The 11,946-nt window shown below is 67.6% G+C and carries 11 protein-coding genes; 6 read left to right on the top strand and 5 right to left on the bottom strand.

All coding sequences use genetic code 11. The features are described from left to right. Positions 1 to 16: 16 nt before the first annotated feature. Positions 17 to 1,618, bottom strand: a complete 1,602-nt coding sequence (locus G6P88_RS09680; RefSeq protein ID WP_206335912.1) for an ABC-F family ATP-binding cassette domain-containing protein — start codon at positions 1,616 to 1,618, stop codon at positions 17 to 19. A gap of 184 nt (positions 1,619 to 1,802) precedes the next feature. On the opposite strand from G6P88_RS09680, the gene G6P88_RS09685 reads away from it, so the two are divergent. After that, on the top strand, positions 1,803 to 2,483 hold the full coding sequence (locus tag G6P88_RS09685) for a peptidylprolyl isomerase (protein WP_165322965.1): 681 nt from the start codon (positions 1,803 to 1,805) through the stop codon (positions 2,481 to 2,483). 4 nt (positions 2,484 to 2,487) lie between these two features. Here the strand turns inward: G6P88_RS09685 and G6P88_RS09690 are convergent, their stop codons facing one another. The 3 genes from G6P88_RS09690 to G6P88_RS09700 are packed head-to-tail and all read right to left on the bottom strand — an operon-like array spanning position 2,488 to position 6,454. Beyond that, on the bottom strand, positions 2,488 to 3,999 hold the full coding sequence (locus tag G6P88_RS09690) for a malonate--CoA ligase (protein ID WP_165322966.1): 1,512 nt from the start codon (positions 3,997 to 3,999) through the stop codon (positions 2,488 to 2,490). 11 nt (positions 4,000 to 4,010) lie between these two features. Beyond that, a complete protein-coding gene (locus G6P88_RS09695; protein ID WP_165322967.1) occupies positions 4,011 to 5,333 on the bottom strand; it encodes a lipopolysaccharide biosynthesis protein in 1,323 nt (440 codons plus the stop codon). After that, the gene (locus tag G6P88_RS09700; RefSeq protein WP_165322968.1) at positions 5,330 to 6,454 is read right to left on the bottom strand and encodes a glycosyltransferase; all 1,125 of its coding nucleotides are present in this window, start codon (positions 6,452 to 6,454) and stop codon (positions 5,330 to 5,332) included. The genes G6P88_RS09695 and G6P88_RS09700 overlap by 4 nt, the downstream gene beginning before the upstream one ends. A gap of 79 nt (positions 6,455 to 6,533) precedes the next feature. Between G6P88_RS09700 and G6P88_RS09705 the strand changes: the two genes are divergently transcribed. The 3 genes from G6P88_RS09705 (at position 6,534) to G6P88_RS09715 (ending at position 9,639) form a co-directional block, all read left to right on the top strand. Next, positions 6,534 to 7,676 carry a sugar-transfer associated ATP-grasp domain-containing protein gene (locus G6P88_RS09705; RefSeq protein ID WP_165322969.1) on the top strand — a complete coding sequence of 381 codons (1,143 nt, stop codon included), beginning with the start codon at positions 6,534 to 6,536 and terminating at the stop codon, positions 7,674 to 7,676. A gap of 111 nt (positions 7,677 to 7,787) precedes the next feature. After that, positions 7,788 to 8,816, top strand: a complete 1,029-nt coding sequence (locus tag G6P88_RS09710) for a D-alanine--D-alanine ligase family protein (RefSeq protein WP_165322970.1) — start codon at positions 7,788 to 7,790, stop codon at positions 8,814 to 8,816. Then, positions 8,803 to 9,639, top strand: coding sequence for an NTP transferase domain-containing protein (locus G6P88_RS09715; protein WP_165322971.1), 837 nt, complete (start codon positions 8,803 to 8,805; stop codon positions 9,637 to 9,639). Before G6P88_RS09710 ends, G6P88_RS09715 begins: the two co-directional genes overlap by 14 nt. Positions 9,640 to 9,643: 4 nt before the next feature. Here the strand turns inward: G6P88_RS09715 and G6P88_RS09720 are convergent, their stop codons facing one another. Beyond that, entirely contained in the window at positions 9,644 to 10,519 is an 876-nt protein-coding gene (locus G6P88_RS09720; RefSeq protein WP_165322972.1) for a LysR family transcriptional regulator, read from the bottom strand. Between the two features lie 84 nt (positions 10,520 to 10,603). Between G6P88_RS09720 and G6P88_RS09725 the strand changes: the two genes are divergently transcribed. Both G6P88_RS09725 and G6P88_RS09730 read left to right on the top strand, forming a co-directional pair. Then, positions 10,604 to 11,311, top strand: coding sequence for a CoA transferase subunit A (locus tag G6P88_RS09725; RefSeq protein ID WP_165322973.1), 708 nt, complete (start codon positions 10,604 to 10,606; stop codon positions 11,309 to 11,311). After that, the gene (locus G6P88_RS09730) at positions 11,311 to 11,946 is read left to right on the top strand and encodes a 3-oxoacid CoA-transferase subunit B (RefSeq protein ID WP_165322974.1); all 636 of its coding nucleotides are present in this window, start codon (positions 11,311 to 11,313) and stop codon (positions 11,944 to 11,946) included. The genes G6P88_RS09725 and G6P88_RS09730 overlap by 1 nt, the downstream gene beginning before the upstream one ends.

The raw sequence follows: 11,946 nt of genomic DNA on the forward strand, positions 1-11,946 counted from the left end.
CGAGCCTCGCTGATACTCAGCCGGGGTCGATCGGCCCGGCGGGAAGCTGCAACCGACGCCCGATCCCGATTGCGTCCAGAAACGCCTCGTCATGGCTGACCACGAGAAGCGCCCCGTCATAGGCTGAGAGCCCCGCCTCGACCGCCTCGATCGCCTCCAGATCGAGATGGTTTGTCGGCTCGTCGAGCAACAGCAGGGGTGGCGGACTGCCCCCGCCCAACACACAGGCCAGCCCGGCCCGAAGCATCTGCCCGCCGCTGAGCGTCCCTACCACCTGATCCGCCGCCTCGGCGCGGAAGCGGAACCGCGCCAGCGCGGCCCGGCAGGCATTGGCCGTGGCGTCGGGATGACGCCGCGCGAAATTGTCCGCGATCGACAGAGTGCGGTCGAGCAGCGACACCTGCTGGTCGAGCAGCACCGCCCCGAGCGGAGCGCGCACGCTTCCACCCAGTGGCGTCAATTGGCCCGCAAGCGTTGCGAGCAGCGTACTCTTGCCCGATCCATTGGCTCCGACGATCGCGATCCGCTCCGGTCCGCGCACTGCGAGGTCAAGCGGTGCGGCGAGCGGCACGGCCGGGTCGTGGCCGAAGACCAGCTCATCGAGCGCCAAGACCACGCGGTCGGGGGCCAGGCCGGTCGAGGGCAGCACGATGCGGATCGGTTCGACGACTTCCAGCCGCGCCCGGGCCTCTGACAGCGCTTCGCTCGCCTCGCCCCGCTGCCGTTCGGCATTGCGGACGTGCGCAGCCCCGCTTTCCTCGGCCTGCTGCCGCCGCTTGCCGAGCAGTATCTTCGGCATATCGCCGCGCCCCGCCTTGCGCCGCCCGCCGGCATCGCGCCGCGCCTGTCGCTCGCTGGCGACCTGCGCCTTGCGCCCGACCTCGTCGGCGCGCCGCTCTGCGGTCGCGACATCGTGGCGGACGGCCTCAAGCTCAGCGCTCTTCTGGGCCCGATAGTCGGTCCAATCGCCGCCATAGCGGGCCGCGCCCAGGGTCGACAGTTCGACGATGGCATCCATCCGGTCGAGCAGTTCGCGGTCGTGACTGACGACGATCGCGCCATTGCGCCAACGTGCGAGCAGGTCGATCACGGCCCGCCGCCCCTCGCGGTCGAGATTGTTGGTCGGTTCGTCGAACAACAGAAAGTCCGGATTGTCGAAGACGGCGGCCGCAAGCGCCGCCCGCGTGCGCTGGCCGCCGGACAGCGATCCCAGCGGCGTATCGGCTGGGACCGCTACGCCCATGTCCGCCAGCGCCTGTTCCAGCCGGGTTTCAAGCGTCCAGTCGGCCCCGGCCATTTCATCGACCGACGCCTCGCCTGCCACGGCACGCGCGAGCAGGCGCAGCGCTTCCCGTCGCCCGAACAGGTCGGCGACGGTAAGGCCCGGCGGGGGCTTGAGCAGCTGACGCAGAACGGCGATCTGGCCATCGACGACGACCTTGCCGGAACGGGGCGCAATCTCGCCCGCGATCAGCCGCAGCAAGGTGGATTTGCCGACGCCGTTACGACCGACGAGGCCACAGCGTTCGCGGCCGAAATGGAGATCGAGGCCGTCGAAAAGCGTCCGCCCGTCAGGGGTGGAGAAGGACAGCCGGGAGAGATGAATCGAGGAAGACATGATGAACGACCTTGCTGACGAAGCTTATGGGCTTTGCTGTCAGGGGGAGGTTCATCGCATCGGTCCTTCAATGGCGGCCAATCGGTCGCCGACCGACAGGGATATAGCTTCGGCGTCGCGATCTGCCAAATCGAGCGCTTCGGGCGGGTTCAAAGGGCGAGCCCATCTGGGCTACACTGGCGGCATGACGATGATCCGATTCGCCCTCTCCGCCCTGCTCTGTCTGTCGGCTATGCCGGCCGCCGCGCAGGAAACCCCTGCAGCCAAACCAGCGACGCCCGCCGCCGCCCCAGCACCGGCCCCGGCGCCCAAGCCGGCGACGGTGCAGGTCAGCATCCTGACCAGCAAGGGGCCGATCCTGCTCGAGCTGGAGAAGGAGCGCGCGCCGATCACCACCAACAATTTCCTGCGCTATGTGGACAGCAAGCGGTTCGACAATTCGACCTTCTACCGCGCGGTCGCGGTGCCCGGCGCACCCGAGCTCGGCCTCGTCCAGGGCGGGATCAAGTTCGACCCGAAGAAGGTCTTCCCGACGATCGCGCATGAGCCGACGACCAAGACCGGGCTCAAGCATGTCGACGGCACCATTTCGATGGGCCGCAACGCGCCGGGCACGGCGGCGGGCGACTTCTTCATCGTCGTCGGCGACATGAGCTATATGGACGCCAACCCCTCGGCGCCCGGCGACAATGTCGGCTATGCCGCCTTCGGCCATGTCCTCCAGGGCATGGAGGTGGTGAAGAAGATCCTCGCCGCCCCGCGCAGCCCCACGCTCGGCGAAGGGGTGATGAAGGGGCAGATGCTCGCCCCCGCGATCAAGATCATCAGCGTCCGGCGCGTCGCCGTCCCGCCCAAGGCGCCCTGACGGATCAGCCGGCGAGCAGCTCGCGGTGCTCCTCGCGGAGCAGCGCCTTCTGCACCTTCCCCATGGCGTTCTTTGGAAGCGCCTCGACGAACAGGATGGCGCGCGGCTGTTTGTAGCGCGCCAGCCGGTCGACAAGGCCCGCACGGATCGCCTCGGCATCGGCGAAGCCCTTTTCGCGCGGCACGACGACAGCAACGGGCGCCTCGCCCAGATCGCGGTGGGGCACGGCGATCACGGCGGATTCATGGACCTGCGGCAATTCGTCGAGCGCGGTTTCGACCTCGGCGGGATAGACATTATAGCCGCCCGAGATGATCAGGTCCTTGGCCCGCCCGACCAGCGTCACATAGCCACGCTCGTCGATGAAGCCGAGGTCGCCCGAGACGAAATAACCGTCGCGGAACTCGGCAGCGGTCTTCTCGGGCATGCGCCAATAGCCTTTGAAGACATTGGGCCCGGCGATCTCGACCACGCCGACCTCGCCCACCGGCATTTCGGCGCCCGTATCGGGATCGGCGATCCGGATCGACACCCCCGGCAGCGGCATGCCGACCGTTCCGGCGATCCGCTCCCCCTCATAGGGGTTGGAGATGTTCATGTTGGTCTCGGTCATGCCATAGCGTTCGAGGATCGCGTGACCGGTGCGCTCGCGAAACTCGCGGTGGATGTCCGCCGACAGCGGTGCCGAGCCGGAGACGAACAGCCGCATGTGGCGGGTCAGCGCGCGGTCGAAGCGGGGATCGTCGAGCAGGCGGATGTAGAAGGTCGGGACGCCCATCATCGTGGTTGCCGACGGCAGCCGCGCGATCACCTCGCCCGCGTCGAAGCGCGGCAGGAAGATCATCGACGCCCCGGCGGCAAGGACAATGTTGGTCGCGACGAACAGCCCGTGGGTGTGGAAGATCGGCAGCGCGTGCAGCAGCACGTCGTCGGCCGTGAAGCGCCATTCCTCGCGCAGCACGAAGGCGTTGGAGCCGAGATTGTCGTGGCTCAGCATCGCGCCTTTGGAGCGACCGGTCGTGCCCGAGGTGTAGAGGATCGCGGCGAGATCATCGTCGTCGCGAGGCACATCGTCGAACGCAGTCGGGCTGGCATCGGCCAGACCGGACAGGCTCCCCTCGCGCGCCGGTCCCAGCGTCTCGACCCTGGCTACGCCCGCGTCCCGGGCAAGCGCTTCCGCGGCGTCGCGCATGGCCGGGTCACAGACGAACAGCGCGGGTTCGGCGTCGCGCAGGAAATGATCGAGCTCTCCGGCGGTGTAGGCTGTGTTGAGCGGCAGGAAGATCGCACCCGCGCGCAGCGCACCGAGATAGAGCATCAGCATGTCGACGCTCTTTTCGGCCTGCACCGCAACCCGATCGCCGATGCCGACGCCGCAGTTTCGCAGGACATTGGCAAAGGCAGCCGAGCGCTTCTCCAGATCGCCATAGGTGACGGTCGCACCGTCGGCGAGGTGGAGGAAAGGCGCGGCCGGATCGGGGAAGCCGGCGGCGAGACGGGTGTAGAGATTGCTCATGGAAGCGCTCCTTAGGCGCTAACGGCCCGCGGTGCAGCCCCCTGCGACGCCGCCCGACCGAGCAGGAAGCGCATCAGCAGCGACGCCGCAACCGTCGCCCCGGCTGCGCCGATAGGCCCTGCGAGATGGAGCCCGACGAAGAGCAGCGCAGCGAACAGCAGCGCCCCGAGCAGGCGGATATGCAGCACCGTCCCCGCCTCCCCACGCGCCACGAGCAGCGGTTCGAGCGTGAAACCGGAAAGATCGACCGCGACGCCGATCGCGAGCAGCGCCAGCATCCAGCGCGCAAAACCGAACTCCTCCCCGGCCAGCAGCCGGATAAGCAGCGGGCCGCACAGCGTTCCGAGCAGCAGCGCCAATGCCCCCAGCAGCAGGCCGAGCCGCGCCACGCGTGAACCGACCATGTCGAAGGTCGCATTGTCCTCATGCGCGTGGAGGCGCGCCAGCTCGGGATAGACGATGCGCGCGGCGATCTGGATCGGGCGAGCCAGCGCGCGCGCGATCTTGCTCGCGATGCGGAAGCCCCCTGCGGCGGTCGCGCCGGCCATGCCCCCCACGGCGAGCGTCGCCAGCTGCTCGGACAGAAGCCCGATCGTCCCTGCCGCATTGGTGGTCAGCATGAAATGCCAGATGCCGGGATTTTCGATCCGGCTCCGCAACAGGCTCGCGCGCGACCAGCGGATCTGCAGGTCGGTGCACAGCAGCGCAAAACTCCAGGTGGCGAGATGCTGGAGCAGCGCGGCAGCGGCCCAGGCGATCAGAAACTGCTCGACCCCGCCGCCCAGGAACCACACGAACGCCGCCCCGGCGAGCCGGACCAGCGGCCCCACCGCCTGGGCATAGGTGATCAGGTCGAAGCGATCGACCAGCCGCAGCATGCCGGTCGGCGTCGCGCCGATCGACAGCAGCAGCGCGACGCCGAACCAGGCCGCGCGGTCCTGTTCATAGGCCGCCCAGCCGAGGAAGGACGCGACGATCGGTACCGCAAGCAGGGCGACCATCGCCCCGAGAAGAGCCCCGGCCGTGTCGAGCAGCGTGGTAAAGGCGAGCAATCGTCCCAGCCGGTCGCTGGCCGAAGCCGCGATGTGCAGCGTCCCGTAGCGGATCACCGTCTGCCATGACTGGAGCTGCGCGACATTGGCGATCGCCTGTCCATAAGCCAGCACGAGCGAGAATTCGCCGAAGCCCGCCGGCCCCAGCGCGCGGGCGGCGATCCCCAGATAGGCGATGCTGGCGATCGCCTGGAATCCGCGTCCGCCGAGCAGCCAGGCGAGGTTCCGCCCCATGCGCGAGAAGATGGCGGCACCGGACGGTGCCGTCGCGGCCGGCGTCATGCGGCGCGGCGCACGCCTTCACGGCGCTCGGCCATCACCTGTTGTGCCAGGCGAAGATAGATGGGGGATGGCAGCCCGAAGTCGCGTGCCCGGTCGCCCGGACGAACGGCGTTCGGCGAGAGCTGACGCGCTATGGCCGCCGCCAGTTCCTCCGCATCCTCGCCGCCGACGAGCATGCCATGCCGTCCCTCGTCGAGCACGACCGCAGCATCGCCCGCCTTGCGGCTGGCAATCACCGGCGTGCCGACCGCCATCGCTTCGAGCAGGGCAAGAGACGACCCTTCCCAGCGGGACGGCAGCACGAAGGTCGCGGCACGCGCCGCCCAGGCGAAGACATTGGTGGTCTCCCCGGCCAGCAGGAAATCCTCGCCCAGCCCAGCCGCCGAAGCCCGTGCTTCGAGCTCAGCCCTTTCCTCGGCACTGCCCCCACCGACGATGGCCAGCCGCAAACGGCGCGAGCGGCGCGCGGTGGCGACCGCATCGACGAGCAGGGAGAAATTCTTCTGCGGCCGCAGTCGCCCGATGCCCAGCACGACCGGCACCTCCTCTTCGAGCCAGGGGTGCGGGGCGGGCACCGCCGCCATCTCCAGAGCGTGATCGACATCGACCCCACTCGCAACGGTGACCGCGTGACCGGTCTCGACTGCCCGCGCCAGCACCGGTACCTGCCCCAGTGCGGCGCCGACCAGCGCGATCCGGTCGGCATCGTCGACCAGCCGCTGCATCCAGTGCATCCGCAGCGCGCCGCGCAGGCCATCGCCCCGCCGCACCTCGTTGCTGATGCGATAGATGCGGCGGATATGGTCGATGCCGCGGCAGGCGAGATGCGGCGTCGCATGACCGAGATTGCCCATCGACAGCAGCACGCCAGCCGGCTGTTCGCGCAGCCAGCGGCGAAGCGGGAAGGCAGCGGTAACGCGCGACGCTGCCGGGCTGGCCATCGGCTTCATCACGGCGACACGGTAGCGGCCGATGGCAGCGGCCTCCCGGAAGAAGCCCTCCGCATGCCCCGCGACGAGCGTCGTCGGGTGATGATCGACGCAATGGTCGGCGAGCATCAACGCATCGCGCACAACCCCGCTCGACCGGAAATCGTGAATGTAGATGTAGATGTGATCCATATGCCCAGGTCCGACCCGAAAGCGTCACGCTAGCCGACATATATGACGGTCCCGCGAGACGATGGAGCGCCGACGACCCATGGCGGGCTATGACCACATCTATTTCCTGAAGAAGGCCTGGCCCCTCTATCCGGGCATATTCGAGCCTCGTTCGGCGGGCTTCCTGCGGGACCATTATGCGCGCCGTCGTCGGCAACGCAGCGCGGCACGGGCGCTGGCAGACGCCGCCATCGGCCTCGCCTTCCACGCATGGATTCCTTTGCGTGCAGGCGCCGTCCAGCGCAGGTTCGGGCTCGACGCAGCGTGGCGCCGCCGGGCCGTCGCCATCGCCCGCGCCCGCTTCGCCGACCCCAACGACATTGCGCTTTTCCGCATCGAGCGCGTCGAGCAACTCGACGATTATGTCCGCCGATTCGAGGATGCGGCGATAAACAAGCGGTTGAACCCGCTCGGCTGGACCAGCGATTGCGTACTCTCCGACAAGCACCGCTTCGCCGAGCGCTGTGCCGCAAGCGGCCTGCCCTGCCCGCCGACGGTGGCTCTGGTGGAGAAGGGACGCGCCGAGGTGCGGATCGATCCCGCCGATCAGCCGATGATCGCGAAACCCAGGCGGGGCGAGGGCGGCGACGGAGTCCGCATGCTGGGCCCGATCGCCGACCGATCGGCGCTGATGGCGCGGCTGCAGACGGGCGGCGACGACGTGATCGTGCAGCCGCTGGTGACGGTCCATCCATCGCTGGCCGATATAGCGCTCGGCGCGCTGCCCACCGTCCGCATCGTCACCATGCTCGACGAGCAAGGCCAGCCCGAAGTGGTCAGCGCGACTTTCCGTTGCGCGTCGGACCCGAAAGCGCGCGTCGACAATATGAAGGCCGGAGGATTGATCGTTCCCGTCGATCTGGAGGAGGGCAGGCTGGGGCTTGGCTGCTTCGGCTATGGCGGGGGAGATCATGACCGTCATCCCGCCACCGGCGCACCGATCGAGGGACGCCGACTTCCCGATTGGTCCGACATGCGGGCACTGGCCAGGCGGGCCCATCGCGAGGCGTTCGTCGATTATGTGATCATCGGCTGGGACATCGCCCCGTCGCCCCAAGGCCCTATCCTGATCGAGGGGAACGGAAAGCCGGGGGTTCTGATGCCGCAGCGCGCCGCCCGGCGCGGGCTGGGCGCAGGCCGCTATGGCAACCTGCTCGCTTATCATCTCGCCATGAAAGCGTAGCGTCCCCGTAACCCAGCCGCCCTTCGCGCGTCATACGCCCCGCTTATTTTCGACCGGCCCGACCGAACCCGCCGGAGATCGTCTCCGCGCACGGCAGGGCCGGAGACCGGAATGACTCGTATCGCGGCACCGAGCGTGCTTCCCGCGTCGGCGAAACGCGCGCTCAGCATCCTCCTGATCGCCAAGCATGTGCTTTGGGAAGGGGGCCTTCATCCCAGTGACGGCACGCATGCGACCTATCATCGAGAGATGCGGACAACGCTCGAGGAGATCGGCGTGAACCTGGTCCTCGCCGACAGCTATCAGGCGCTGTTCGAGGAGCCCGACGCCGACTTCGTCTTCCCCCTGCTCAATCGCGGTGGCTTCCTCAACTCGGAGATGCTGCTGCCGATCCTGTGCGAGCGCCACCGCATTCCCTATCTGGGCGCGAACCCGATCCTGCGCGGCCTGTCGGACGACAAGCACCTGTCGAAGCACATGGCGGTGGCGCGCGGGCTGCCAACGGCGCCCTGGACCATCTTCCGGCGTGGGGCGGCCATCGATCTCTCGGCGGTTCCGCCCGCGCGCAAATGGGTGGTCAAACCCAACGCATCCTCGGCGAGCTGGGGCATCAGCGCGGCCGACGACCTCGCCGACATCGGCGCGGCGGTCGACCGGCTGCACCGCGAAGGCCATGACGTCATCGTCGAGCCCTTCATCCCCGGCCACGACATCGAGGTTTGCGTGATCACCCGCGAGGGACGCCCCTTCATCCTGCCGATGCAGATCGTCGAGCAGGAGGATCCCCACTATCTGCGCACCTATCTGGAGAAGCGGAACCTGATCGACGGACAGGCCTATGAGATCCGCCCGCTGCGAGACGAGGCGGTGATCGCCGAGGCCGAGCGCCAGTCGCTTGCGCTGATGCAGGAGTTCCTGCCGTTCGATTATGGCCGGTTCGAGTTCCGTCTGGACAGCCGCACCGGCGAGGTTCGCTTCATGGAGGTGAACCTCAACTGCAACCTCTGGTCGCGCAAGACGATCTCCATGGCGGCACGGCAGATCGGCTGGAGCCATGCCGAGCTGATCGAGACGATCCTGACCGAGAGCCTCGCGCGGCATGGGCTTCTGCAGCAGGTCCCCCAACGTGTTGCTGCCTGAGCCCGGCTTCAGCGCCGCTATCCTTGCGGCACAGCGTCCCGGTGTCGTCGACCCGCTGGCAGAAGCGCATGGCGTGTCGCACAAATGCCTCGTCCCGATCGACGATGCCCCGCTGATCGCGCATGTCGTCGCGGCGCTGCGGAACTCGTCCGGCTGCCGGCGCATCCTGATCGTGGTCGAGCCCGCCATGTTCGCGCCCCTGCGCGATCTGCTGGGCGATGGGTCCCCGGCGATCGACTTCGTCGCGGCAGCCGACAATCTGGCCGACAGCGTGCTCGCCGCCGCCGAAGCGGCAGAGGGCATGATGATCGTCACGACGGCGGACAATGTCCTGCTTACCCCGGCCGCCGTCGAAGCCGTGGTGCGCGACCTGCATACGGGCGCCGATGTCAGCGTGGCGCTCGCCACGCGCGAGAGCGTACTGGCCGCCCATCCGGAGGGCCAGCGCCGCTTCTACCGCTTCAGCGACGTCGAGGTTTCCAACTGCAATCTCTACGGGTTCGGCGGACGCCGGGCCGTCGCGGCGGCCGAGAGCTTTCGCAGCGGCGGACAGTTCGCGAAGAAGCCCCTGCGCCTGCTCGCGGCGGTGGGCGCGGCGAATGTCGCGCTGCTCCTTCTTCACCGCCTTTCGCTGGCGGGTGCCTTCGACCGGCTGTCGCGGCGGTTCGACCTGCGCATCGCGCCTTTGATCATCGAGGATGGGTCGCACGCCATCGACGTCGATAACGAACGAACCTATCGCGTCGCCTCGCTGCTCCTCCGCCAGCGCGGCCAGACGCCGCGACGGATGATGGAGCGCGTCGCCGAGATGCTGGTGGGCTGACCGATCAGCCGCCGATCCGCAGCAGGGCCGCGCGATCGAACAGCGCGCGGACGAGGGGATCCCGCTCCTGCCGGCGGACCGCGACGTGGAACTCGATCGACCGGTCGAGCTCGGGCCAAAGCCGCACGAACGTGCCGCTGTCGAGCTGGTCGGCGACCATCGGGCGCGGCACGAGGCTCAATCCCCCATCTGCGGCGACCAGGTCGATCAGCATGCGTGCATTGTTGCAGATGTGGATAGCAGGCCGGCCGGCGCCACCTTCCTCCAGCGCCGACAGGGCGAGGCCATGGATTGGCGAGTGACGGTGCAGCAGCCAGATCGGAAGCGATCCGGGCCCGCTCACCGCGCGGCGGGCAACGGCGGGTGAAGCGACCCAGACAAGATCGACGCTTCCCACCGGCGCCGTCTCGACATTCGGGGTCGCGACGGGCCCCGCGACGAAGATCAGGTCGTTGGCGGCGCCCAGCAGCTTCTGGAGCATATTGTGCGAGAGATCGATGTCGACCTCGAGCGAGGCCTGCGGAAAGTCGTCCTGCAACGCTCTGAGGAAGGGCGGCAGGACGGTGGCGGCAACGATCTCGCCGGTACCGATCCGCACGATACCGGCGGTCCCGGAGAGCCGGGCCGAGTGAAGCAATGTCCGCTCGATCGACGCCCAGAGCGGCTCGCACTCTTCCACCAATTGCCGCCCCCTGGCGGTCAGCACCATGTTGCGACCGGCGCGCTGGAAGATGTCGAACCCCACCTGTCCCTCCAATTCACGGATTCGCGCCGAGATTGCGGGCTGGGTGGTGTTGAGACGGTCGGCGGCGGCTGCGAAGGTGCCGAGCCGGCTGATCCAGAGCAGCGTTTCGAGATGATAGAGCGAAATGCGTCGCATAAGCCGAGGTTATGGATATCATCAAAGAACAACAATTGGATTTTATGATTTGGCCCACTTAACCCAAGGGCAGGAGGTACTGCCGTGACCAAGATCTACGATAGCGCGGAAGCCGCGCTCGACGGGCTTCTGTTTGACGGAATGACGATCTGCTCCGGAGGCTTCGGCCTGTGCGGGGTGCCGGATCGCCTGATCGACGCGATCCAGGCCTCTGGCGTGAAGAAGCTCGTCGTCGCCTCGAACAATGCCGGCATCGACGGCGAAGGCCTGGGCAAGCTGCTGCGTACCCGCCAGGTCGCCAAGATGATCGCCTCCTATGTCGGCGAGAACAAGGAGTTCGAACGGCAATATCTGGCGGGCGAGCTCGAGGTCGAATTCTGCCCGCAGGGTACGCTCGCCGAGCGGATGCGCGCCGGCGGCGCAGGCATTCCCGGCTTCTACACCAAGACCGGCGTCGGCACGCTCGTTGCCGAGGGCAAGGAGACCAAGGAGTTCGACGGCGAGACCTATGTGCTCGAACGCGGCATCCGCGCCGACCTGTCGATCATCAAGGGCTGGAAGGCCGACGAGAGCGGCAATCTGATCTTCCGCAAGACCGCGCGCAACTTCAACCAGCCGGCGGCGACCGCGGGCAAGATCTGCGTGGCGGAGGTCGAGGAAATCGTGCCGACCGGCAGCCTCGATCCCGATCACATCCATGTGCCGAGCATCTATGTGAAGCGGCTCGTGCTCGGCGCGCCCTATGAGAAGAAGATCGAGTTCCGAACCGTGCGGCAGAGGGAGACGGCATAATGGCCTGGGACCGCAACCAGATGGCGGCGCGCGCCGCCCGCGAACTGCAGGACGGCTTCTACGTCAATCTCGGCATCGGCATTCCGACGCTGGTGGCGAACAACATTCCCGACGGCATGACCGTCACGCTGCAGTCCGAGAACGGCATGCTCGGCATCGGCCCTTTCCCCTATGAGGGCGAGGAGGATGCCGACCTGATCAACGCCGGCAAGCAGACGATCAGCGAACTGCCCTCGTCGAGCTATTTCTCCTCGTCCGACAGCTTCGCGATGATCCGCGGCGGGCATATCGACCTGACCGTCCTCGGCGCGATGGAAGTGTCCGAGCAGGGCGACATCGCCAACTGGATGATCCCCGGCAAGATGGTGAAGGGCATGGGTGGCGCCATGGACCTCGTCGCCGGCGTCAAGAAGATCATCGTCGTGATGGAGCATTGCGCCAAGGATGGCAGCCCGAAGTTCATTCCGGCCTGCACGCTGCCGCTGACCGGCAAGAATGTCGTCGACATGATCGTCACCGATCTCGCCGTGTTTCAACGTCCCGACCATCAGTCGCCCTTCCGCCTGATCGAGACGGCGCCGGGCGTCACGGCCGATGAGATCGCGGCCAAGACGACCGCCCACTACATCGCCTGA

Source organism: Rhizorhabdus phycosphaerae (assembly GCF_011044255.1).
Taxonomy (GTDB): Bacteria; Pseudomonadota; Alphaproteobacteria; order Sphingomonadales; family Sphingomonadaceae; genus Rhizorhabdus; species Rhizorhabdus phycosphaerae.

Coding starts and splice junctions, on each gene's coding strand:
- G6P88_RS09680 (WP_206335912.1), bottom strand. CDS start 1,618: ATGTCTTCCTCGATTCATCTCTCCCGGCTGTCCTTCTCCACCCCTGAC.
- G6P88_RS09685 (WP_165322965.1), top strand. CDS start 1,803: ATGACGATGATCCGATTCGCCCTCTCCGCCCTGCTCTGTCTGTCGGCT.
- G6P88_RS09690 (WP_165322966.1), bottom strand. CDS start 3,999: ATGAGCAATCTCTACACCCGTCTCGCCGCCGGCTTCCCCGATCCGGCC.
- G6P88_RS09695 (WP_165322967.1), bottom strand. CDS start 5,333: ATGACGCCGGCCGCGACGGCACCGTCCGGTGCCGCCATCTTCTCGCGC.
- G6P88_RS09700 (WP_165322968.1), bottom strand. CDS start 6,454: ATGGATCACATCTACATCTACATTCACGATTTCCGGTCGAGCGGGGTT.
- G6P88_RS09705 (WP_165322969.1), top strand. CDS start 6,534: ATGGCGGGCTATGACCACATCTATTTCCTGAAGAAGGCCTGGCCCCTC.
- G6P88_RS09710 (WP_165322970.1), top strand. CDS start 7,788: ATGACTCGTATCGCGGCACCGAGCGTGCTTCCCGCGTCGGCGAAACGC.
- G6P88_RS09720 (WP_165322972.1), bottom strand. CDS start 10,519: ATGCGACGCATTTCGCTCTATCATCTCGAAACGCTGCTCTGGATCAGC.
- G6P88_RS09730 (WP_165322974.1), top strand. CDS start 11,311: ATGGCCTGGGACCGCAACCAGATGGCGGCGCGCGCCGCCCGCGAACTG.